Here is a 23817-nt window from a genome sequence, read left to right as displayed (position 1 = left end):
CCCTACCGGCCGACACCCGACGGATTAGCGCCGGACAGGGATGCGGCGTAGTGGGCTGCGCCGATTGCTGGGGTGTGGATGGGGGTGCGGAGGTCGTAGGGATGGTCTTGGGCTGCGAGGTGGTGTGTGAAGACGCGGAGGACTTCTGGTGCGGTGAGGACGCCGCCCGAGTAGGAGACGGGGACTGGGATTGCCGGGGGGAAGGCGAGGCGGGTGCGGGTGGTTTCTACCAGGCGGACCAGCTCGGTGGCGGCTTTGTCGATGATGCGCAGCGCGGCTGGGTCTCCGAGGGTGGCCGCGTGGACGGTCGGGCGGGAGAGGGCGGCGATGGCTCGGCGGCTTCCGTGCCAGCGGTTGAGGACGATGTCGACGAGGTCCAGGTCGGAGGTGAGGCCGAGGTGTTCGCGGAGTACGTCGAGGAGTGGGCCGGGCGGGAGGCGGCCGTCGCTCATCTGGGAGAAGGCTTGCAGGCCGCGGATCCCGATCCAGTAGCCGGATCCTTCGTCGCTGAAGAGTTCGCCCCAGCCGCCGACACGGATCCCGGTGTCGCCGCAGCGGCCGTACGTCATCGAGCCGGTGCCGCTGATCACGTTGATGCCGTCGGCCAGGGCGAGTGAACCGGCCCAGCCGCAGACCATGTCGTTGTCACAGCGGTACCGGTCGTGCCCGAGCGCGGACCGTGGCGCCGCGTCGAGCGTGGGCACGTCGGCGCTCACTTCTCCGTACGCCGGTAGTCCGAAGAACGCGTAGGTGATGTCGGCGGGCCGGATGCCGGCCAGCGCGCAGACGTGAGCCACGGCCTCGACCAGCACCCGCTCGACCAGCTCGACTCCTTCGCCGGAGCTTCTGCCGAGGTAGTAGCAGCTCGGCGCGTCCGCCTCGGCGATCACCTCGCCTGCGGCGCTGACGAGGCAGAGCGCCGTACCTGAACCGCCGCCGTCGACACCGAGGTAGGTGGTCATGGTTCGAGCGGGTGGATGCTGACGCCCTGGACGACGCGGTTGACCTCGCCGTCGGGGAACGGGTTGTCCGGCGTCCGGCCGAGCGCTACCGAGAAGCGCAACGCGAGTAGCTGAGCGATCACGACGTACGGCAGCGCAAGAAGGGCGTCGTCCACAGCGTCCACACCGTCGACGTGCCACGCGCCGTCGGAGGATTGCCCGTCGATGACCAGCACGTTCTCCGGGCCGATCGCGGTCCGGAGTTCGGCCGCGATATCCTCGTCGTACTGCCTGGTGTACGGGTCGTTGGACAGGTAGACGACCGCGAGGGTCCGCTCCCCGAGGACGGCCTTCGGTCCGTGCCGGAAGCCGAGTGGGGTGTCGAAGTAGCTGATCACCTTGCCTGCGGTGAGTTCGAGGAGCTTCAGCGCCGACTCGCGGGCCAGGCCGCCGAGAGCGCCGCTGCCGAGGTAGACGATCCGTTCGTAGCGACGATCGGCGTACGGCGCCAGGTCGTCCGCGCGGGTGAGGACCTGCTCGGCCGCGGTGGCGAGCTGGTCGGTCAGCTGGATGTCCTCGTCCGGGACGAGCACCAGCCAGGCGGTGAACAGCATCGAGGTAAAGCTCGACGTCATCGCGAAACCCCGGTCATTGGTTGCCGAGGGCATCAACAGTACGAGCGACGAGGCAGCGGCTCGGTGTTCGCGCGCCAGCCGGCCGTCCGCGTTGCAGGTGATGACGAGCTGATGGACCGAGCGCAGGCAGGTCGCCGCCAGTTCGGTGGCGGCGACGCTCTCCGGGCTGTCGCCGGAACGGGCGAACGAGACCAGCAGTGTCGGCACGTCCTCGGCGAACATCTCCCGCGGGTTCGAGACGATGTCGGTGGTCGCGATCGCCTCGACCCGGCGCTTCAGTTTCCGCGCGAGTGCCGGGGCCAGCACCTCGCCGACGAAGGCCGACGTACCGGCGCCGGTCAGCACGATCCGCAGGTCCGGCTGGGTGAGCACCGGCTTCAGGAACGCGGCGACCTCGTCCGACCTGGCCGCCAGCATCGCAGCGGCCTCACGCCAGACGGAGGGTTGCTGCACGACCTCTCGATAGGTGACGGTCACGCGGCGACCTCGTTCGCGGCAAAGCGATCCAGCAACGGGCCGTGGGCCTTGATCGCGTCGTCGAGGATGCCGGTCGCGACGGTCAGTCCCCCGACGAGCGGGTCCAGGACCAACGCCTGCAACGCGAGCGAGCGGTCGCCGGTCAGCGCCGCGCGGACGGTGATCTCCTGCTGCGGCGCCCGTGCGGCCAGCACGGCGGCGATCCCGTCCGGTAGCGCGCCGACCCCGAGGCCGATGATGCCGGCGGCGCCGACCACAGCCGGGACCTCGACGACCGCAGTCGACGGCAGGTTGGGGATCTTGCCCTCGTTCGGCAGGTTCACCGCCAGCTCGACATGGTCCTTGCCGGTAACGATGGCCTCGGCGATCGCCACCAGGCGCTCCGCCTCCTGGTTGTCGGTCCGGGGGAGCGGTGCCTTGCCGTCGGCCTGGGCGTGCAGGTTCTCCCAGAGGTCGTCCTTCTGGCCGATGTACCGCATGGTGGCGTCCCGGCCGCCCTGTAGGCCCCAGGGCAGGTCTGCCTCGTCGGCCGGGCTGCCGTCCCCGGCTCGCAGATACCCACCGAAGAACTCGGCGACATGCCGGTCGCCCGGCGCCGGATAGCGCCCGAACGCCCGCATCAGGTCGGCCGACACCGGCAGGTGCACGCCTTCCTCGCTGGTCGAGGGCGCGTCGATGCCGCCGGCGCGCCCGGCCACGAACTTCCGCAGCAGCGGATACGCGTCCTCGGTGCCGCGGCGGAGGTCGAGCAGCCAGCAGAGATGGTTCAGCCCGGCGAAGACGGCCTTCAATTCACCCGGCCGGTAGCCCAGGTCGGTGGTCAGTTTCGAGAGCGTGTGCATGGTGCCGTGGCACAGGCCGACGGCCTTGAGCCCCGTCTCGGCGGTGATCGCCCGGACGTTCGCGGTCAATGGGTTGGAGTAGTTGATCAGCTGGGCGTCCGGCGCCAGGTCGGCGACATCGTTGCCGATCGCCACCAATTCGGGCACGTGCCGCAGGGCCCGCAGTACGCCGCCCGGCCCCACGCTGTCGCCGACGGTCTGGGCGATGCCGTACTTGGCGGGTACCTCGACGTCGGCCCGCCAGCCCGCGGCCGCACCGACAGCGATCGTGGTGGTGACGAAACGGGCCCCGGGCAACGCTTCGCGCCGGTCGGTGTGCGGGACGAACTCGAGCTCGGCCCCTCGCTCGGCGGCGATCCTGCGGCCGACCCGGGCCATGGTCTCGGCGGCCTCGCCGTTCAGGTCGACCAGCTGGACGGTCCAGCCATCGAACGTCCGGGTGGACGCGAGGTCGGTCATCAGCCCCGGTGTGAATACCGTGCTGCCCGCGCCGATCAGGACGATGGACTTCTCACTCACGGATTTCCCCTTCAGAAAGTCAGTTGTCACTTGGTGCTGCCGGCCAGCAGGCCGTTGACGATGTAGCGGTTGAACGCCAGCGCCAGCGCAGCCGGGACGACGATTGCTAGTACGCCGGCCGCGTTGAGCAGGGTCGACGGGACTACGTGCCGTCCCTGCAGTGCGGCGATGACCACGGTCAGCGGCTGGGTGGACAGATCGCTGGACAGTACGAGCGGGAACAGGAACTGTCCCCAGGCGAACAAGAAGGTGATCAAAGCGGTCGAGATGATGCCCGGTCGCGCCAACGGCAGCAGCAGATGCCACAGCACTTGGAGGCGACGGGCGCCGTCGACGAGACCGGCCTCCTCGATCCCGACCGGCAGGCTGGCGAAGTAGTTGTGCAGGATCCAGGTCGCCAGCGGTACGAAGCCGGAGACGTAGACCAGCACGATGCCGGTGTAGGTATTTACCAGGCCGAAGGTGCTCATGATCCGGTAGAGGGGGATCAGCGTGGTGTACGCGGGGAACGCCATCGTCGCCAGAACCGCGTAGAACAACACGTTCCGGCCGCGGAACCGCATCCGCGCGAACGCGTATCCCGCCAGCGTGGCGAGTAGTACGGTCACGATCGTCGCGGCACCGCACTCGATCACGATGTTCACCGCCGACTGGCGGATCTGCGGCGCGATGTCGCTGTTGCCGCTCAGCAGGGCCGAGTAGTTCTGCAAGGTCGGGTTCGTCGGCAGGTAGTGGGCCGGCTTGGCGCGTGCGTCGGCTTCGGTCTGCAGGCTGGTCTTGATCGCCCAGTAGATCGGCCCGAGGGACCAGATCAGGATGAGCGCGACCCCGATGCTCCGGCCGGCGCCGGTACGACGCTTCACAGCTCGACCCTGCGGTAGACGAGGCGGACCACGACGAGCGAGATCAGCAGCGTGACGATGGTGATCAACAGGGACAACGCGTACCCCTGACCGAAGTCGAGATCCTGGAAGCTGATGAAGTACGTCTGCATGGTGACCGAGGCGCCGGTGTTGGCCGCCCCGTTCAGCACGTACGGCTGGTCGAAAACGTTGAGCGTCGCAATCACCGCTTGCACCATGGTGACCGCGATCCCCGGCCGGGCCAGGGGCAAGGTGATCCGGGTGAACGCCGACCACGGCGTACAACCGTCGATCTGGGCTGCCTCGTAGAGCTCGCCCGGGATGAGTTGCAGGACGGCGAGGATCAGCAGCACCGAGAGCGGCGCGATCTGCCAGACCTGGACGAGCTCGATCAGCGCGATCGTGAGCAGCCGGTTCTGGCCGAGGAGGACCGCGTCCCCGTCGCTGAGATGCAGTGACGACAGCACGCTGTTGATCAGGCCCGCGTTCGGATCGAAGATGCCGGTCCAGAGGATGCCCTCGACCACCCCTGGCATCGCCCACGGCAGGATCAGGACGGCGATCACGAGGCTGCGGCCGCGGAACGGCTTCTGCAGGACGACGGCCGCACCGATCCCGATCAGCGTCGATAGCGTCACACCGATCACGACGTACAGCGCGGTGTTGCCGATGCTGCCGACGACCGCGTGATCCTTGGCCAGCCTGACGAAGTTGCCGAAGCCGTCGAACCGGGTCGGCGGGTCCAGCGCGTCCACCTTGAAGAACGACTGCACCACGGTGAACACGGCCGGCACCAGGGCCAGGCAGGCGATGAAGATCATCACCGGCGCGATCAGGAGATAGGGCAGCAGGTCGGGGCGGGAACGGCGTACCGGAGCCGGGCCGGCCGGGATCTTGCTCTCGGCCGGCCGCGGTGTGGTGGTCGAAGAGGTCACGGTCACGACCCGGACGCCAGCTGGTCCGCCGTGTCGCCGATCGTCTTGATGGCCTGCTCGACCGACATCGATCCGGTCGCCGCGCCGTGCAGGTTGGTGTAGACCGCGTTGGAGAACTTCGGGTACCAGGACGGTGCGCCGCCCTCGAAGACGGGCTTCGAGCCTTGCAGCATCGGCACGAGGTCCTCACCGCCGACGAGGTTGCCCTTGGCGGTCATCTGCTTGACCGCCGACAGGTGCGACGGGATCGGGTACGTCGGGAAGGTCTTCTCCGGCCCGTTCACGCCGGCGAAGTCGGCCTGCTGCTCGGTCGCCGTGAACCACTCGATGAACTTGGCTGCGGCGTCCGGGTACTTGGCCTGCTTGGGGATTCCGATGCCGTCGGGGTTGCTGAGGTTCGCGGCCGGTCCGGAGGCACCCGGGGTCCGGAGGTACTTGACCTTGCCGACGACCGAGGACGACTTCTTGACGTTGTACAGCGTGCCGACGTTGCCGGAGTAGTCCGAGAACGTACTGGCGACCTGGCCCTTGGCCATCAGGTTCTGCTGGCCCTGCGAGTCGGTCACGTTGATGTTGCCGGGCGGCACGAGACCGGACTTCAGCGCGTCGACCATCCACTGGGCCGCCTTGTAACCGGGCGAGTCCGGGCTGGTGAACTGCGGCTTGCCGTCCTTGTCGAGGATCGAGCCTCCGAACGCACCGGTCGTCTCGTACCAGTACGTCGACAAGCCCTCCGCCGCGGCGAACGGGATGTTCAACGGGTACTGGACGACGCCCTTGGCCTTGATGGCCTTGAGTGCCGCGGTGTACTCGTCGAGCGTCTGCGGAGCCGGGTTGGCGCCGGCCTTCTGGAACAGCTCGGTGTTGACGGTCGTGACCATGAACGAGGCGTCGTACGGGATGCCGACCACGTGGCCGTCGACGGTGAAGGACGCGAGCTGCGGTACGTCGGCCGCCATCGCCTTGGTGTCGACGTAGGAGTCCATCGGGTAGTACCAGCCGAGCTTGCCGAGCTGACCGACCCGGGACCAGTCGACGTTGGTGGCGTCGGCGAAGTAGGTCTTCGCCGTGGCTGCGGCGGAGATCTTGCTCTGCAGGCTGTCCCAGTCGATGTTCACCCAGTTGACGGTGATGCCCGTTTCCTTGGTGAACGCGTCCAGGGCTGCCTTCGGGGGAGCGTCCGAGGCGAGCGCGACGGTGATGGTCACTCCGCTGGTCTGCGTCGATCCGCCACTGGCCTTCTTGTCGTTCGATCCACTGCAGCCCGCGAGGACCAGGGCCAGACTCGTGACACCGGCCAGCAGCGCCGTACGGGTACTCCTCAACATGGTTGCTCCGGGGGATCGAGTGCGCAAATGCGCAGTTCCACGCACGATGATGATTGAAAAGTAGTTCGATAGAAAACTTCCGGTCAAGGCATTCGAATACATGCGCAGCTTTTTGCGCGAGTGCGCACTTTATGTGCATCTTGTACAGTGCGGTTCGTGCGGAAGACGGAGCGGTTGAGCGTGATCCTCGATCAGGTAGGCCTGCAGGGCACGGTGGACGTCGCCGCCCTGGCCGTCGCGCTCGGCGTGTCCGGGGCGACCATTCGCCGCGACCTGCAGACGCTGAGCCGCAACCAGTTGCTGGTGCGCACCCACGGCGGAGCGATCTCCAACGAAGCCGGCGACGAAGTGCCGACCCGGGTCAAGGCCGCGCTGCGGCAGGCGGAGAAACGCGCGATCGGTCGCGCCGCCGCAGCGTTCGTCGAAGAGGGTTCGGTGGTCGGCATGACCGGTGGCACCACCTCGCTCGAGCTGTCCCGCGCCCTGGCCCAGCGACGCGGGATCACCGTCGTCACGAACGCGATCAACATCGCCTCCGAACTGGTCGGCCACGCCGGGATCCGGCTCGTCCTCGTCGGCGGTATCGCGCGCTCGTCGTACGAGCTGGTCGGTCCGGCGGCAGAGGCGATGCTTGCCAACTACCACCTGGACATCGCCTTCATCGGGGTCGACGGCCTGACCCCGGAAGAGGGCTGCACGACGTACGACGAGATGGAGGCGCAGACCGACCTGGCCTTTCTGCGCCGGGCCCGCCGCAGTGTGGTGATTGCCGACAGCTCCAAGATCGGCCGGGTGACGTTCGCGCGGATCAGCCTGATCTCCGGTGTCACAGACGTCGTCACCGACCGCGGAGCCCGCCCCGAGCAACTCGAAGCGCTGGAACGGGCCGGCGTTCGCGTGACCGCGGTCTAGCTGCGCTCAGCCACCACGAGTTGGAACATCTCGAAGGTCAGTACGCCGGGCACAGGGTGTACGCGTCCCACCAGGCCACGTCTTGTTTGTTGCCGTCGGCATCCAGTAGCAACCCGTGTGCGCGAACCGGGATCTCCACGCACTCCGACTCCGCGACCGCCACCGAGCATGACCAGCCCCGAGTGCCCGCGGCAGCACTGTAGCGATGTGCGCAGAGATGCGCACTTGCTCATCTAAGTGCTCATGTATTCGTATCCCTTGACCAGAAATGGGCAATACGGCTACGTTCGCATCAACTTCGCGCGAAACATGCGCATATCTGCGCAGTGTGCTCACTTGATCGGCCGGTGGCCGCCACCCCGCCGTGCGACACCCCGTTCACCGTCACAAAGGAGTCGAATCAATGGGCTTCAACCCATCAGGCATACGTCGTCGGCGGCGTCGGATCGCCGGCCTCGTCACGATCGGGACGATCGCGATGTCACTCGCCGCCTGCGGAGGCGGGGGATCCGATGACGCGGCCGGGGGCAAGGTCACGATCACGTTCATGAACGACCAGGTCGTCGCCGGCATGCCGCTCGAAGAGGCAATTCACAAGTTCGAGCAGGAGAACCCCGACATCAAGGTCGACGTACTCCCGGTTCCCTCGGAATCCGACTACGAGGCAAAGATGCGCACCTCGTTGGCCAGCAGCAACCCGCCGGACATCTTCCGGATCAACGACGACTACGTGCAGCAGTTCACGCAGAACGGCTCGCTGTTCGACCTCGCGCCGTACGTGAAGTCTGCAGGGCTCAAGGATTCCGACTACGCCACCCAGGTGTTCAACTTCGGTAAGCAGTCGGACGGTCGAATGACCTCGTGGCAGCTCGGCTACCAGTCCACGATCGTGTTCTACAACGTCGATGCCTTCAAGAAGGCCGGACTGCCGCTTCCGCCCGGTACGTGGAGCAGCAAGGGGTGGACGACGGCGGACTTCCTGGCCGACGCCCAGAAGATGACCGACGGCACCAAGATGTACGGCGCCACAGTGACCGCGGCGACGAACTACGAGCAGACGTTCACGCACAACAACGGCAGCCCGACCGGGGTCTACAGCGCCGACGGCAAGAAGTTCACGCTGGCCGACCCGGTCGGGGTCCAGACCGTCCAGTGGGTCGCGGACCTGACCTGCAAGTACCACGTCCAGCCGGCGTGGGCGGATCTGTTGCAGGACAACGCAGACATCCAGCTGTTCGCACAAGGCAAGACCGCGATGCTGTTCGAGCAGTCCGGGTCAGTGCCCTATCTGCGGCAGACCATCAAGAGCTTCGACTGGGACATCGCGCCGCCGCCCGCCGGGACCGCGGATCAGGCCAATGAAGCCAGCGTGGTGAGCTACGCAGTGCCGGCCAAGGCGAAGCACCACGACGCCGCCTTCAAACTGCTCAACTATCTCGCCGGTCCCGAGGCCGGCCAGATCTTGGGCAAGGGTGGCTCCTTCACCCCGGTGAACAACCAAGCTGCCGAGGCGATCTCGAAGGCGAGCTCCGGTGCGCCGAAGCACGCCGACCTGTTGGCCGAGGCGGCCCACCACCTCACAGCCGGGAGCAAGACCAACAACACCCTCGGCGCTCGTGCGATCTACCGTCCGGCGCTCGACCAGGTCTACAACTGCAAGAGCAGTGCTCAGGATGTGCTGTCGGGGGCGAGGCCGCAGGTCGAGCAAGCCCTTGGTCAGGGCTGAGGCCATACCCCATGGCGACTCACACAGCAGTGCGACGCGCTGAGGTTCCGCCGGAGCTCCGGCGGAAGCGGCGACGCCGCACCCTCGAAGGCTGGTTGTTCGCACTGCCGCTGGTGTTCGGCATCGTGGCCTTTCAGGCTGCGCCGATCGTCGTGTCGATGTACACGTCGTTCACGAGCTGGGACGGGTTCAACTCGCCCCGGCTCGTCGGCGGGCGCAACTACGTCGACCTGATCGTGCACGACCCGATCTTCCTGCAGGTGGTCCGCAACACCATCGTCTTCACGGTCCTGGGCGTACCGGCGACGGTCGTCCTGGCGCTCGTCCTGGCACTGCTCGGGAACCTGAAGATCCCGGGTACGGCGTTCTTCCGGATGGCGTTCTTCGCCCCGTACGTGATGAACGTCGTGGCGATCGGGTTCGTCTGGTACTACATCTTCGGACCGACCAACGGGCTGATCAACCAGTTCCTCCGGAACCTCGGAGTCACCGGCCCGGCCTGGCTCGCCGACTCCGCCTGGGTGATCCCGGCAGTGGTGGTCGTCAGTGCCTGGCAGGGCGTCGGATATCCGATGATGATCCTGCTCGCCGGCCTGCAGGGAATTCCGGAGGAGATGTACGAGGCGGCGCGGATCGACGGAGCCTCAGCCTGGTCACGGCTGTGGCGCATCACCTTGCCGTTGCTGACGCCCCAGATCTTCTTCGTCACCATTTCTCAGTTCATCGCATCGTTCCAAGTGTTCGGACTGATCTATGTCCTGACCAAAGGCGGACCGGGCTACTCGAGCAGCGTCTACATCTTCTATCTGTGGCAGGTCGCTTTCCAGCAGGGCAAGTTCGGTTACGCGGCGGCAATGGCCTGGCTGATCGTCGCGCTCATCGCGGTACTGACGTGGATCCAGTGGAAGCTGCAGAAGAAGTGGGTGTTCTATGACTGACCTGGCGGTCGACGACAGACCAGTCCTCGCGGATGGAGGGGACCGTAAACCTCCCTCACCCGGCAAGCGGAAGTTCAACGGGCGGCGGATCATCCTGATGATCTTCCTGTTCTTGCTCGCGTTGTCCTTCCTGACTCCGGCGTTGTGGATGCTCAACGCGTCACTTCGCCCGGAAGAGCACGTGATGGACTTCCCGCCGGGATTCGCTCTGTCTCATCCGCAATGGGGCAATTACACGACCGTGCTCCGCAACATGCCGGTCTACTTCCTCAACAGCGTGAAGCTGGCGGTCCTCAACGTTGTCGGTGGTTTGATCGTCTCGTCCCTGGCCGGCTACGCGTTTGCCCGGCTGACCTGGAAAGGCCGCGACGCCCTGTTCGGGATCGTGCTGGTGACGGCGATCGTGCCGAACATCATCTATCTGCTGCCGCAGTACATCCTGTTCCAGAAAATCGGCTGGATCGACACGTTGTTCCCGCTGTGGGTGCCGAGGGTGCTGACTCCGGTCTTCGGGACCTTTCTGATGCGGCAGGCGTTCAAGAGTCTGCCGGCCGGTTTGGAAGAAGCCGCGCAGGTGGACGGTGCGTCCACCTTCCGGACCTTTCTGACGATCATGGTGCCCCAGACCAAGCCGGCGCTGGCCGCGGTCGCGATGTTCACCTTCCTGGATTCCTGGAACGACCTGTTCGGACCGCTGATCTTCCTCACCTCGCCGGACAAGCAGACCCTGCCGATCGGACTGGCCCAGTTCCAGAACGAGTTCTTCACCCAGGTCGGACCGCTGATGGCGGGTGCGACAGTGACCGTCCTACCTGTCTTCGTCGTCTTCTTCCTCGCTCAACGCTATTTCATCCAAGGAGTTACCGGCAGCGGCTTCAAGGGCTGACTGTCCAGGATCACTTGGACCCCTTCAATTGCCACTCGACAAGGAGCACGCATCCAGATGTCAGACAAGTTCGTGGCCATCCAGATCGGCGCCGCATCATTCATCGACGAGGGAACCGACAAGGTATTGGACATCCTCGCCGACCGGGGCGGGGTGAACCAGCTGTTCCTGGCCACTCCGACCTGGACGAGAGGCACCGGTGGACGCCAGCTGCCCGGGCACCCGATTCCCGATCACGGCGTCCAGGAGTACGACCTCGACTGGATCGGCGGAAACTACGCCACGGTTCACCCTGAATTCTACGGGAACACCGTCCTCGGATCGATCGGCCGGGCGCCAGAGCATCCGGAGTACGACATGCTCGAGGACGTGATCCCGAAGGCGAAGGAGCGCGGGATGGGCTCGTACGCCTGGATCGAGGAGTCGAACTACTCCCAGGCTCTGCGCGACTACCCGAACTTCCCGAAGATTCTCGAGGTCGACCTGTGGGGCCGGCCGACCCTGCACACCTGTTTCAACAACCCCGACTACCGGAACTGGCACCTGAGCATCGTCGAGGACTACGCGAAGTCGTACGACCTCGACGGGATCGCGTGGTGCTCGGAGCGGCCGGGTCCGCTGAACCTCGCGATCCAGAAGCCGGTCGAGGCGGGCGAGCTCGGCTGCTTCTGTACGCACTGCCAGCAGCTCGGCCGGAACCTGGGGATCAACGTCGAGCGGGCCCGCGAGGGAATGGAGGCGGTGCTTGCCTGGAACAACAAGACGTCGTCGGGGGAGAAGGACCCTGACGGTGCGTTCACCTCGTTCTGGCGGATTCTCCTGCGTTACCCCGAGGTGCTGGCCTGGCAGAACCTCTGGACCTCGAGCCAGCGCCAGATGTACGCCGACATCTACGGTGTCGCCAAGGCGTCCAACCAGGACCTCCAGGTGGGCTGGCACGTCTACCACAACATCTCCTTCAGCCCCTTCTACCGGGCCGATCAGGACTATGCGGAGCTCGCCAAGGTCTCGGACTTCCTCAAGGTCGTGATCTACAACAACTGCGCCGGACCTCGCTTCTTCACCTGGGTCACCCAGATCTGCCGCACGTTGTTCGCCGACGCCACTCCGGCCGAGGTCTATCCGCTGATGCTCAAACTTCTGAACCTGGACGAGGGCGAGTTCAGCGATCTGTCCCAGATCGGCTTCAGCGCGGACTACGTCAGGCGGGAAACGGCCCGCGCGAAGGCCGGCGTCGAGGGTACTGAGACGAAGATCTACTCCGGCATCGACATCGACATCCCGGTCGGGATGAAGGAGGAGTACGACCTCACCTCCGGCGACAACCTGACCCGGTGCTCTCCCGACGGCGTCCGCGACGCGGTCACGGCCGCCTTCAGCGGCGGCGCCGACGGGGTCGTGCTCAGCCGCAAGTACTCGGAAATGTTCCTGGACAACCTCTCCGGTGCGGGTGACGCGGTCCGGAAGCTCTGATCACCGGATCTGTGGAGTCTCGGCGCGGCGGGCTGACGCCCGCCGCGCTGAGCCTTTGTCGGTTGATCTTGACGGCTCGGGTACTCGTCGAGTCAGGTGTAGTCGCTCGAGTACGTCGAGCCCCGCCAGCCACTGGTCGATGCCGCCGGCAACCGACTCCGCGAGGTACAGGTGGACCTCGTCGTAGACGACGTCACCGGCGATGACCAGGCCGATCGACGGGACGTGCAGAGCCGAGGTGCCGTCGGTGCCGGTGTGGCCCAGATCGATCGCGACCAACTGCTCGCCTTCCAGGCCGAATGTGTCACCAGCAAGCGGCTCGCCGACGACGGCCGGTACGGCGACCTCCTCCCGCCGCAGCCCCACGACCCGCTGATCACCACCGGCCGGCAGCCCAACCGCCGGTCCCGGCAAGCGTCGGTACGTCGTATTCGATGACGAGTGTGTCACCGAGGTTGCGGTGTCCCACCTGTTGGAGCTCGGCCATACCAGGTTGGCTTTCTTGAGTGGTCCGTCGGACAGCGACACTGCTGAACGACGTCGGCTCGGGTACATCGCTGCGATGAACAAGGCCGGCCTCGATCCCGGATTCGTTGCCCACGGCGACTACACGGCCGACGGTGGAGCGGCCGGCATGGCCGCTGACATGGTGCGGATGTCCTTGACCGGTCTCGGCGCGCGGGCAGTCGAACTATTGCTGACCCGACCGCGCAACGAAGAAATCCGCGAGGTCCTACAGCAGCCCATCGACCTAATCGTACGAAAGTCAACAGCACGACCCAGCACCTGAGAGCCCGTCGATCATCACAGTGAGGTCCAAGTCGAGATTCTCTGCATAGCGTGGATCGATCGGCTCGGGCTCGAACGGCAACGCACGCGGGCCTGGCTGTTCGCTCTGGCAATCCAAGCGGCATCCTGGCTCTGTCCACTGGAGGCAGGCCGCTGCACGACGCATACAGGTTTGAACCGCGATGCATTCAGGGGTTACGAAATCAGTGGCTCGGGCTGCCTTCGACTGCCAGGGTTGGTCGGATGTTGCTGATACTGACTGGTTCGAGTTGCTCGGGTAAGACGACGCTGGCCCGCGCGCTGGGCGACCGGGTGGCGGGCGCGGCTGTCCATGATCATGACGAGATCGGCGTACCAGACGACGCGGACACGCGCTGGCGAAATCGGACGACAGAACAGTGGATTCGGCGAGCCTTGGAGTACCAAGACCGTGGGCTGGATGTTGTCTTGACCGGGCAGTCCCCGCTCGGGGAGATTTTGGCCTCGCCCTCAGCGCCCCGACTCGACGGCATCGCGGTGTGTCTAGTGCACGTCGCCGACGAGGAGCGACGGCGGCGTCTCAATCGACGTGACGACGGTCGCTGGCCACCCGCAGTCCTCGACTCTTTCGTCGGTTGGGGTGCTTGGCACCGTGGGCACGCCGAAGACCCTCGCTACCGGCCTGGCGTGATCATAGACGGTAGCTGGGCGGGTATGGCCTGGGATCGATGGTCGACATGGACCAAGGACGATCGCCGGTGGGACACATACGTGCTCGACACCACGGGACGATCCATCGCTCAATCTGTCGATGACCTTGAGCACTGGGTCGTGGGTCAGCGCACCGCCCATCGCTCCGGTCGGCTTGCGCTCTCCAAAGGCTGGGTTGACGTCGAACCCTGATCCGAACGAGTGCTGTCTGGTACCCGGAACGTAAGTTCGTCATGCAAGAATGGATCGAATCGATTCGACCAGGTGTTGCGCTCCAGCGTCGGTGTGGGCGCAAGTTCGGCGTAACGGGCACTCTGGCGAAGACTAAGAGAGAGGCACATGGGATGCGCACATCGAGCGCTCAGACCTTCCTCAGGAGGGCTGGGTGTGGGCAACTGTCAGCGGTACGTGTGGTGCAGTACTGTCGACGGCTAATGCCGGTGCTCGACGTCGGACGGCGGTCGGAGCCGTGAACCTACGCATGTCGTGTCGCTAGGAAGAGAACGTATTGGCAACCATCGGTGACGTTGCGAGGGTGGCGGGAGTCTCCCGGAGCACGGTTTCCTATGCGCTCTCGGGGAAGCGGTCGATTTCGCCGGAGACTCGCCGCCGGGTGGACGATGCCATCAGGGAGTTGAAGTTCACCCCGAACGCCGGCGCACGGTCCTTGCGGACAGCGCAGACTGGCGTGCTGGGGTTGCTGGTCCAGTTCCACGAGGACGAGTTCGCGCCGGCGATGCTGCAGTACATCCTGCCGATCACCGAGACCGCCCGCACGCTCGGCTACGACATCTTGATGATGACGGAGAATGACGGAGCTGAAGCGCTCACGCGAGCGGCCGAGTCCGGAATGGTCGACGGCCTGATTCTCTTGGATGTCATCGATGGCGACCCGCGGGTCGACGCCCTGCGAGCCACCCATCAGCCAGGCGTCCTCGTCGGACTCCCCGGGGACACGCGCGGCTTGGACGTTGTGGACCTGGACTTCGTGGCCGCCGCACGCAATCTCGTCGACCACCTCGTCGAGCTGGGCCACCGTGACGTCGTACTGGTATCCCCGCCGCGGCACGTCTTCGACCGAGGCGGCACCTACTCCTGGCGGTTCCGTGACGCCGCCGTTCAGCGCGCCTCTGAGATCGGCCTGAAGTTGACTGCCCGCTATGGGGAGTCTCAGCAGCCGGCCATCGACGCGAACCTCCACGAGATCCTCGACGAGAGCCCGGACGCTACCGGGCTCATCATGCACAACGATGCGTCGGTCGCCGCGCTACCGCGCTTGCTGCACGAACGGGGCGTGCGAGTACCCGACGATCTGTCGGTCGTCAGCCTCTACTCTCGAGACTTCGCCCGGTGGTTCTCGCTGCCCTACACCGCGATCGAATCCTCGCCGGGGCTGCTGGGGAAGGTCGCCATCACGCAGCTGACCCAGCGCATCGCCCATGGGGACGATGCCGGCCCGCACGGAACGCGGCTCGTGGCGGCCGAGATTGTCGATCGCGGCAGCACCCGCTGAGTCGCCGCGCTCGTCCGTATCGAGCGCATTGCGGATCGCCTGAGGTGATGGTGTCGCCGACGGCGCTGGCCAAGTCCTGCGGCCGGACGAGTGACCTGCCTGCCGCGAGCAATCGCAACGTTGTCAGCCTCTTGTTGCCCGGCTCGATTCGAGTTATGTTCGTCGAACTGTCCGTCGAATCGATTCGACGACGACAGGGCCGAAATTACGACCGAGTGCCTCTCCCGGTCGTGATGGTCGGCTCGTCGTCGAGCACGCACACCCCGGGCGACTTCCCTTGCCTGCGTGTGCCTGTGACGTCCGTCATCGAAAGAGGAGAACCATGTCATCCAGTCAAGGACATCTATCGAACGGAGTGCGCCGTAGAAAGGGACTCGCCACCCTCGGCGCGCTTGTCTTGTCGGCCGCGCTCTTGGTCAGTACCCAGAAGCCCGCGTCGGCGGAGACGGCTGTCGAGGCCTCAGGCGCAAAGCAGTTGAGTGTCGACCTGTCCGCAAAGACGAAGCGGTCTACGGGTGTCGGCCTCGGCATCCTGTACGGCGTTACGCAGGACGGGTTACAGCCCTCCGATCAATTCATCGACCCGCTGAAGCTCAACGCGTTTCGTAGCGGTGGTTGGTATGCCGGCGGCTGGATCAAGGACAATTTCACGTTCGGAGCGGCCACGCAGGCCAACATCGACGCTGTCATCGCCGAGGCGAAGCGGTTGCAGCAGCCACCACGGCACAAGTTCGAGTACCAGGTCCTGCTCAGCGACGTGTTCGGTTCGACCGGCGGAGCGCCGGCGAGCACCCTGTGGCCGTGCACCAACGGCGACTGCAGCAACTGGATCAGCTTCATCGACGCGACCGTTACCCAGCTGCAGGCATCTCGTCAGGACTTCACCTACGAGATCTGGAACGAGCCGGACCTCAGCATCTTCTGGAGGCCGGGGGTGAACACGGACCAGTACTTCCAGATGTGGGACAGCGCCTACCGCGAGATCCGACGCCTTGCCCCACATGCAACGATCGCCGGCCCTTCGTTCGCATACACCCCTGAGCGGCGTCCGGAAGAATGGCAGACCTTCCTGGCCCATGCGAAGGCCGCTGGCACCGTCCCCGACGAGATCACCAACCACGACGAAGGGGACATCGACGACCCGGTGACGGTGGGCCAGTCGCTGGCCGACGCGCTGGATGCGAACGGGATCACCCAGCGGCCGCTCTCGGCGAACGAGTACCAACCGGCAGACCGGCAGACCGCTGGCGACACTGCCTGGTACAACGCCCGGCTCGCACAGTCGAACTATGCCAACGCCATGCGCGGAAACTGGATCTGCTGCACGATCCCGAACCTGACCGGCCTGCTTACCAAGACCCCAGCCGGCTGGGCGCCGAATGGCAACTGGTGGGCCATGCGAACCTACGCCGACCTGACCGGGACGCTCGTCTCCACCTCTGAACAAGTCGGGTCGACCGCGATCTCGGCATCCGAGGACCCCGCGGAGAAGCGAGCCGTCGCGCTGATCGGTGACATCCAGGGCGCGTACGTCGGGCCGACGGCGGTGAACTTCACAGGCTTGTCCTCGACGCCGTGGCTCGTGCGCAAGGGCGTCGTCCACGCGACCGTCTACCGGATCCCGGACCAGGGCCCGCTCTTCGCGCGCCAGGTTGTCTTCAGCCAGGACGTTAAGGTCAATGGCGATTCCATCGCCGTGCCCTTCGACTTCCAGTCGAAGCACGATGCGTACGGCATCTACTTGTCCTCGTCCGAACCGCAGGGGCTCTCGCTCGAGGCTCCGAGCGCAGTTCAGGCCGGGAGCACCTACACCGTCCCGGTCACGTTCACCAACGGCGGCGACCAGGTCGATCGCAAGGTCCAGACCGGTCTTGCCGTCTACACCGCGGCCGGCGAATCGGCCCCGGGGTTCACCATCACCTGTGGCGGCACCCGCGCAGCTGCCTGCCCCAGCGTTCCTGCGCTCGGCGCCGGACGAAGCGTCGTTGCGCAGTACACGGTGACCACGTCAGCCGACCTTGCTAAAGGCAACTATCGGTTCACGGCTACCGCGGCCGCCAAGTCCGAGGGGCGGGACATCTCTGTGCAGAACTCCTTCGACGTTTTGCAGCAGTGCGGGATCGGTGATGTCTGCGAGGCTGAGGACGGGACGCTCGCCGGTGGTGCGTGTCCGGCTACTGACCATCCGGGGTACACGGGGTCCGGCTTCGTCGCCTGCTTCACGTCACCCGGGGGGAGCGTGATGCAGCGGATCATGGCCCCGTCTGCGGGTACCTACACACTCGACCTTCGCTATGCAGCTGGTCCTAACGGTCCGGCTGGAACCCGGAGCGCTTCGGTGTCGGTGAACGGTGGAGCTCCCCAGCAGATTCCACTGCCCCTCACCGGGAGCTGGAACACCTGGGGAGACGCCACCATCCCGGCGAACCTCTTGGCCGGCTCCAACACGATCAGCGTCCTCTACGGGTCCGGCGATGCCGGATGGTTCAACCTCGACCACCTGGTGGTCACCCAGTAGCCGATCGATCGATTAACGCTCGCATCTAGAAGTCGCCCGTCCGTCACCGAGTCGCCCAGTGACGGACGGGCGGCGGTGCCAAATGGGCTTATTTGGAAGGGGTTCTGGACTGGAGGGCTACCCAGGCGTTGACTCGGGATTGGGGGTCTTCGAAGGAGGTGGTGAGGAGGGTTTCTATGTGGGTGATTCTGTTGCGGACGGTGTTGCGGTGGACGCCCAGTTCGGTGGCTGTGTCGCCGCGGGAGCCGTGGTGGCGGAGGAAGGTGGCGAGGGTCTCGAGGAGGATCGGGTCGGCGGCTAGTGGGGCGAGGTATGAGTTTGCGAAGGCGGCTGCCTGCTCGGTGCCTAGGAGGCCGATGACGCCGGTGTCGATGAGGTCGTCCCAGGTGCGCACCGGCGCCGTGCGGCCGGTTGCGGCTAGGGCGTGGCCGGCGGTGTCATAGCTGATACTGCTTTGCGGCAGAGGCATCGCGCGACCGACGCCGACCTGCAGCCCGACGTTCGCCAGCTGATGGGGGATGTCGTCCACCCGGGCTCGAAGGACCGCAATGAGTTCGCCGTCGAGGATGGTGGCGAGAATGTGCTGGTCCTCAAGCAGTGCGAGTGCGTCTTCGGTCTGCTCCCGCGTGCCCCGCGCCCGGATCATTCGGACCTCGGTCGGCAGTTTCGCGCCGGCGCCAGTGAGGGCCGTTGCCTCGAGCACTATTCGGGCGGTTCGGACGTCGTCGGCGAGTAGCAGTTCGACGGCGCGCGAACGGAGTTGGCGGTCGGTCGCGCGGCGCTCGTGGCGTCGCTCCAGGCTCAGGCTGAGCAGTGATCCGGCTGTCGCGATGGCCAGGCGGTCGGCATCGCTGCTCAGGCCGGGAACGAAGACCGCCAGCCAGGCCTCGGGACGGGATCGCACGCCGAGCGGCCGGATGATGGTGGAACCGGTCACCGACGACGAGCTTGCGGCCGCACGCAGGCCCTGCGCCTGGATCCGTTCGACGGCGCTCCGGACGTCGTCGAGCACCAGGTCGTCGGTCCGGCTGCCGAACGGGCCGTCGATCGGCTCGCCGTCGCGCGTGACGATCGTGGCGGCGCCGTCGACGAGGCTGGCAAGCCGCCGTACGAGCGTGGCCTCGTCCGCGACCTCGAGCGCAGCTCGGGTGAGGATTCGTTGTGCGTCCAGCGCGCGTCGGGCAACGTTCCCGCGGGCGGTTTCGATCATGCTGGCGGCCGTGCGGGAGACGGCCACGAAGGTCGTACGTCGCGGCACCTCGAAGAGGTTGAAGCCGAGATCCTCGCAGGACTGCCGGAGCGATTCCGGCGTCCGCTCATGCGTCAGCCCGACCCCGAGCCCGAGGGCAGCGACACCGGCACCGACGAGGCGCTCGACGTACTCCTGCCACTCCTCGGCCCACTCGGCGGTCTCGAGCCCGGTTGTCAGCAGCACCTCGCCGCCCTCGAGGTACGGCGTCGGGTCGACGAGCTCGCTGGTCGCCACCCAACGGACCTCGGCGCCCGCAGGGGACAGGTGCACCGGAGCCAGGGCCAGCTCCGGAACGGCCAACAGATCCCCCACCGTCACCACCCTGTCATTCTCGCACAAGGATCCGGTTTCGATTGTGCGAAGGCGACATGGCCACGAGCCGGTGCGAACTCCTACGGTCAGAAGTAACTGCACCCAAATTTGGAGCGCACCGATGACCGTTACCGTCACACAGCCCGCAATCGGCGGACCGCAGCTTCCCCAGGAGCGCCGTCTGGTGACCGAGATCCCCGGTCCGTTGTCGCGGAACCTCGCAGCTCGGAAAGACGGCGCGGTCAGCAGCGCTGTCGGGACGATGCTTCCGGTGTACGTCGCAGCCGCCGGTGGTGGCGTGGTCGTGGATATCGACGGCAATTCGCTCATCGACCTCGGATCCGGCATCGCTGTTACCACGGTCGGCAACAGCAATCCGCGAGTCGCGGAGGCAGTCGCCGCACAAGCGGCTGCCTTTACGCACACCTGCTTCATGATCACGCCGTACGACGGGTACATCGAGGTGGCCGAGGCGCTGAACCGACTCACGCCCGGCGATCACGACAAGCGCACGGCGCTGTTCAACTCCGGCGCCGAGGCGGTCGAGAACGCGGTCAAGATCGCCCGTTCGCACACCGGTCGGCAGGCGGTGGTCGCGTTCGACCACGGCTACCACGGCCGGACCAACCTGACGATGGCGCTGACCGCGAAAAGCATGCCCTACAAGAGCGGCTTCGGTCCGTTCGCGCCCGAGGTGTACCGCGCGCCGATGTCGTATCCGTTCCGCGACGGAGGCGCAGACGGCGTGACCGCCGCGCGCCGCGCGATCGAGGTGATCGAGAAGCAGGTCGGCGCCGCCAACCTGGCCGCTGTCGTGATCGAGCCGATCCAGGGCGAGGGCGGATTCGTCGTACCGGCTCCGGGGTTCCTGCCCGCGTTGGCCGCGTGGTGTACCGCGAACGGTGTCGTCTTCGTCGCGGACGAGGTGCAGACGGGGTTCGCCCGCACCGGCGACCTGTTCGCGTGCGAGGACGAGGGCGTCGTACCGGACCTGATCGTGACCGCCAAGGGCATCGCCGGAGGCTTGCCGCTGGCCGCGGTGACCGGGCGCGCCGAGATGATGAACGCCCCGCACGCCGGTGGCCTCGGTGGGACGTACGGCGGTAATCCGATCGCCTGCGCAGCTGCTCTGGCTGTGTTCGAGAGCATCGAGGCGGACGGGCTGGTCGATCGGGCAGGCCAGATCGGGGCGACGCTGGCGGAGCGGCTCACCGCGCTGCAAGCTGCCGATGCGCGGATCGGCGATGTCCGTGGTCGCGGCGCGATGATGGCGATCGAGCTCGTCGAGCCCGGCACGACCGAGCCCGACGCGGCCCTCACCCAGCGGGTCGCCGCGGCCGCGCACGCGCAGGGCCTTGTGGTGCTCGTCTGCGGCACCTGGGGCAACGTACTCCGGTTCCTGCCGCCGCTCTCGATCCCCGATCACCTCCTCACCGAGGCACTCGATGTCCTCGAACGGATCTTCAAGGACAGCTGATCTCAGACGAGGCTGTGGCGAGGGTGGGAGCCGCTTTCGGCTGCCGGCGCGCACGAGTGCGGACGTGATGAGCCATGGTTTCCCGGCAACGCACAGGTTGCGGAGACAGGCTCTGCGGCGTACTCGACACCGGAGGCTTCGGGCCGGCCGATCCCGCTTCAGTCCTTCACGAGGATGGCGCGGGTGTAGAGGAGGTCGAAGCCGCTGCGTTGGGCGTTCTGCTGGGACTTTGACGCCGGTTGGGTGGTGATGACACCGACGTCGCAGCCTGCTGCGGCGGCGTCGGCCAGGCGGGTCAGGAGGAGCGCGGACTGGATGCCGTGGCGGCGATGGGCGGGGAGGGTGGCGGCGCCTGCGAACTGGGCGATGCCCTTGGTTGTTCGGAGGCCGGCCCCGCCGGCGGTCTCGCCGTTCCGTACGGCGAGGTAGCGCGCGATGCCGGCTGCCGCGGCGTCGCGTTCGGCTTCGACGTAGGTGTCGCGCGGGAACTCCTCGCGCCACGAAACTCCCTGGGTGTCCGGTACGGCGACCGCGTCGGCCATCAGGTTCAGCCAGAGGTCGAGCTCGTCGTCACCGCTCGGCCGGATCTCGATCCCGTCGGGCAGCGTGACGTCGTACTTGTCGGCGATGGCGATGCCGAGCACGTTCTCGAACGACTCCAGCCGATAGCCGCGCCGGCTGAGGACGATGCCGATCTCGGGGTCGGCGAGATGCGGCAGTTCGACCTGCACGGGCGCGCCAACGGCGGCGTACGCATGCTCGATCTCGTCGAGTACGTCGTCGGTCGGTACGCCGCCGAAGCCGAGCCCGACGACCTTGTTGAACGGTGAGTCGTCGTCGGCGAAGCTTGCGAGGCCGCCGGCCATCGGGATCACGAACCCCCGCCCGTCGTCGAGCCGGCGGTGCGCGGCAAGGGCGGTGGCTTCGATGAGCTCGGTCTCGGCGCGCTCGATCCGCCCCGCCAGTTCGGCGTCGCAAAACAATGGTGTCCGCTCGGTCATCATGCCTCCTGCAGGCTTCGGGTCTCCGGATGTCTGTGTCGCAGACGCCGCGAGACGTTACACGCTGGGCACGGGAAGGTATGCGACTGACAGAGACGGCGGATGTGTGGTGGAAGAACGCGGTGATCTACTGCCTCGATGTCGAGACGTTCTTCGACACCGACTGTGACGGGTCCGGGGATCTGCGTGGGGTCGCCCAACGGATCGATCATCTGGCCGATCTGGGCGTGACGTGCGTGTGGCTGATGCCGTTCTATCCGAGTCCGGATCGCGACGACGGGTACGACATCACCGACTTCTACGGTGTCGATCCGCAGCTGGGTACGCACGGTGATCTGGTCGAACTGATCACGCTGGCCCAGGATCGCGGGATCCGGGTGATCGCGGACCTGGTCGTCAATCACACCTCGAACCAGCACCCGTGGTTCCGCAGCGCCCGCGCCTCGCGGCAATCGCCGTACCGCGGGTGGTACGTCTGGCGGGACGAGCCGCCGGCGAACCAGCACGAGGGCATCGTGTTCCCTGATCAGGAGACGAGCCTGTGGGAATACGACGACGAGGCGGGGCAGTACTACCTGCACCGTTTCTACAAGTACCAGCCGGATCTCGACATCGCGAACGCCGAGGTGCGCGAGGAGATCGAGCGGGTGATCGGCTTCTGGTCGCAGCTCGGGCTGTCCGGTTTCCGCGTGGACGCCGTACCGTTCCTGCTCGACACGTCCGGTGCCGAGGACGCCGGCAAGCTGCCGGATCCGCACGACTACCTGCGCGATCTGCGAGCGTCGCTGGACCGTCGGTACGGGCGGTCGATGCTGATCGGCGAGGTCAATCTGCCGTACGCCGAGACGCGCCGCTTCTTCGGTGACGAGGACGGCGACGAGCTGACGATGTGTTTCGACTTCATCGGGATGCAGCGGCTCTACCTGTCCCTGGCGCGCAACGATCCGGCCGAGTTGGTGGAAGCGCTGCGGCAACGCCCGCCGACTGCCGAGGAGAGCCAATGGGGGACGTTCGTACGCAACCACGACGAGCTGACGCTGGACAAGCTGTCCGAGAGCGAGCGCCAAGAGGTGTTCGACGCGTTCGGACCGGACAAGGACATGCAGCTCTACGGGCGCGGTCTGCGCCGGCGCCTGCCGCCGATGCTCGGCAACGACCAAGCGCGGCTCAAGATGGTCTACAGCCTGCTGTTCTCGCTACCCGGTACGCCGGTGCTGTTCTACGGCGAGGAGATCGGAATGGGCGAGAACCTCGCTATCGAGGGCCGGGGTGCCGTCCGCACGCCGATGCAGTGGACCTCCGGCCCGAACGGCGGCTTCTCGACCGCCGATCCGTCGCAGCTCAGGGCACCGGTCACCGAAGGGGAGTTCGGCCCTCAACACGTCAATGTGGCCGCCCAACGCCGCGACCCGGACTCCCTGCTCAACTGGGTCAAGCTGCTCATCCGGCGTTATCGGGAGTGCCCGGAGCTGTCGTGGGGAGAGTGCACGATTCTCGAGCACAACGCCCCGGCTGTCGTCGCGCACCGGTCGGAGTACGAAGGCGGCGCGATCGTTGCCGCTCACAACTTCGCGGCCGAGGCGACCGAGGTAACTCTCGCGGTCGCCGGCTCGGGCGTCGGACTCCGCGCCGTCGATCTGCTGCGCGACGAGACCACCGACCTGGCCGAGAACGGCACGCTGTCGCTGCGGCTCGAGCCCCATGCTGCCCGCTGGCTACGCATCGTCGGGCCGCAGGACCGCTACCTGCTCTAATGGGCAAAATCCATATAGCCTGTTAGAGTCGGGTCC

General features: G+C 66.3%; 19 protein-coding genes. 10 read left to right on the top strand and 9 right to left on the bottom strand.

The genetic code is table 11. The annotated features are described in order from the left end of the window. Positions 1-2 precede the first annotated feature (2 nt). Genes EV645_RS39375 through EV645_RS39350 form a run of 6 tightly spaced genes read right to left on the bottom strand, consistent with a single transcriptional unit; the run spans position 3 to position 6540 of the window. Positions 3-962, bottom strand: coding sequence for an N-acetylglucosamine kinase (locus EV645_RS39375; protein ID WP_130449972.1), 960 nt, complete (start codon positions 960-962; stop codon positions 3-5). Further along, positions 959-2053 (bottom strand): SIS domain-containing protein, encoded by a 1095-nt coding sequence (locus EV645_RS39370; RefSeq protein ID WP_198682155.1) that lies wholly within the window; start codon positions 2051-2053, stop codon positions 959-961. The genes EV645_RS39375 and EV645_RS39370 overlap by 4 nt, the downstream gene beginning before the upstream one ends. Next, a complete protein-coding gene (locus tag EV645_RS39365) occupies positions 2050-3414 on the bottom strand; it encodes a family 4 glycosyl hydrolase (protein ID WP_198682154.1) in 1365 nt (454 codons plus the stop codon). Before EV645_RS39365 ends, EV645_RS39370 begins: the two co-directional genes overlap by 4 nt. Positions 3415-3440: 26 nt before the next feature. Continuing rightward, complete coding sequence (locus EV645_RS39360) at positions 3441-4277, bottom strand: carbohydrate ABC transporter permease (protein WP_130449970.1); 837 nt, start codon at positions 4275-4277, stop codon at positions 3441-3443. Beyond that, a complete protein-coding gene (locus tag EV645_RS39355; protein ID WP_130449969.1) occupies positions 4274-5218 on the bottom strand; it encodes a carbohydrate ABC transporter permease in 945 nt (314 codons plus the stop codon). The genes EV645_RS39360 and EV645_RS39355 overlap by 4 nt, the downstream gene beginning before the upstream one ends. After that, positions 5215-6540 (bottom strand): ABC transporter substrate-binding protein, encoded by a 1326-nt coding sequence (locus EV645_RS39350; RefSeq protein ID WP_157997263.1) that lies wholly within the window; start codon positions 6538-6540, stop codon positions 5215-5217. The genes EV645_RS39355 and EV645_RS39350 overlap by 4 nt, the downstream gene beginning before the upstream one ends. Before the next feature lie 156 nt (positions 6541-6696). On the opposite strand from EV645_RS39350, the gene EV645_RS39345 reads away from it, so the two are divergent. The 5 genes from EV645_RS39345 (at position 6697) to EV645_RS39325 (ending at position 12475) form a co-directional block, all read left to right on the top strand. After that, a complete protein-coding gene (locus EV645_RS39345; protein ID WP_130449967.1) occupies positions 6697-7452 on the top strand; it encodes a DeoR/GlpR family DNA-binding transcription regulator in 756 nt (251 codons plus the stop codon). Between the two features lie 403 nt (positions 7453-7855). Then, the gene (locus tag EV645_RS39340; RefSeq protein WP_130449965.1) at positions 7856-9178 is read left to right on the top strand and encodes an ABC transporter substrate-binding protein; all 1323 of its coding nucleotides are present in this window, start codon (positions 7856-7858) and stop codon (positions 9176-9178) included. Between the two features lie 11 nt (positions 9179-9189). Further along, positions 9190-10116, top strand: a complete 927-nt coding sequence (locus tag EV645_RS39335; protein ID WP_130449963.1) for a carbohydrate ABC transporter permease — start codon at positions 9190-9192, stop codon at positions 10114-10116. Beyond that, the gene (locus EV645_RS39330; protein ID WP_130449961.1) at positions 10109-11002 is read left to right on the top strand and encodes a carbohydrate ABC transporter permease; all 894 of its coding nucleotides are present in this window, start codon (positions 10109-10111) and stop codon (positions 11000-11002) included. The genes EV645_RS39335 and EV645_RS39330 overlap by 8 nt, the downstream gene beginning before the upstream one ends. A gap of 57 nt (positions 11003-11059) precedes the next feature. Continuing rightward, on the top strand, positions 11060-12475 hold the full coding sequence (locus EV645_RS39325; RefSeq protein WP_130449959.1) for a hypothetical protein: 1416 nt from the start codon (positions 11060-11062) through the stop codon (positions 12473-12475). Here EV645_RS39325 and EV645_RS42065 read toward each other — a convergent pair whose 3' ends face one another. Next, positions 12476-12841, bottom strand: coding sequence for an MBL fold metallo-hydrolase (locus tag EV645_RS42065; protein ID WP_157997262.1), 366 nt, complete (start codon positions 12839-12841; stop codon positions 12476-12478). Positions 12842-12935: 94 nt separating this feature from the next. Here EV645_RS42065 and EV645_RS39315 point away from each other — a divergent pair, with 94 nt between their 5' ends. From EV645_RS39315 to EV645_RS39300, 3 genes are all read left to right on the top strand, one after another. Continuing rightward, positions 12936-13265, top strand: coding sequence for a type 1 periplasmic-binding domain-containing protein (locus tag EV645_RS39315; protein ID WP_130449955.1), 330 nt, complete (start codon positions 12936-12938; stop codon positions 13263-13265). 1197 nt (positions 13266-14462) lie between these two features. Then, on the top strand, positions 14463-15467 hold the full coding sequence (locus EV645_RS39305) for a LacI family DNA-binding transcriptional regulator (RefSeq protein ID WP_130449951.1): 1005 nt from the start codon (positions 14463-14465) through the stop codon (positions 15465-15467). Between the two features lie 355 nt (positions 15468-15822). Continuing rightward, on the top strand, positions 15823-17985 hold the full coding sequence (locus tag EV645_RS39300; protein WP_198682153.1) for a CBM35 domain-containing protein: 2163 nt from the start codon (positions 15823-15825) through the stop codon (positions 17983-17985). 88 nt (positions 17986-18073) lie between these two features. Here the strand turns inward: EV645_RS39300 and EV645_RS39295 are convergent, their stop codons facing one another. Then, the gene (locus tag EV645_RS39295; RefSeq protein WP_198682152.1) at positions 18074-19549 is read right to left on the bottom strand and encodes a PucR family transcriptional regulator; all 1476 of its coding nucleotides are present in this window, start codon (positions 19547-19549) and stop codon (positions 18074-18076) included. 121 nt (positions 19550-19670) lie between these two features. Between EV645_RS39295 and gabT the strand changes: the two genes are divergently transcribed. Further along, positions 19671-21026, top strand: coding sequence for a 4-aminobutyrate--2-oxoglutarate transaminase (gene gabT / locus EV645_RS39290; RefSeq protein ID WP_130449945.1), 1356 nt, complete (start codon positions 19671-19673; stop codon positions 21024-21026). Between the two features lie 158 nt (positions 21027-21184). On the opposite strand, the gene EV645_RS39280 is transcribed toward gabT, so the two are convergent. After that, a complete protein-coding gene (locus EV645_RS39280) occupies positions 21185-22027 on the bottom strand; it encodes a GNAT family N-acetyltransferase (protein WP_198682151.1) in 843 nt (280 codons plus the stop codon). An 80-nt stretch (positions 22028-22107) separates the two neighbouring features. Between EV645_RS39280 and EV645_RS39275 the strand changes: the two genes are divergently transcribed. Beyond that, positions 22108-23781, top strand: coding sequence for an alpha-amylase family protein (locus EV645_RS39275; protein ID WP_130449941.1), 1674 nt, complete (start codon positions 22108-22110; stop codon positions 23779-23781). The last annotated feature ends 36 nt before the right edge of the window (positions 23782-23817 follow it).

The sequence above is a fragment of the Kribbella rubisoli genome, assembly GCF_004217145.1.
Lineage (GTDB): Bacteria > Actinomycetota > Actinomycetes > Propionibacteriales > Kribbellaceae > Kribbella > Kribbella rubisoli.
The sequence above is the reverse complement of the archived record's forward strand: the minus strand, read 5'-3'. Positions and strand labels throughout refer to the sequence as shown.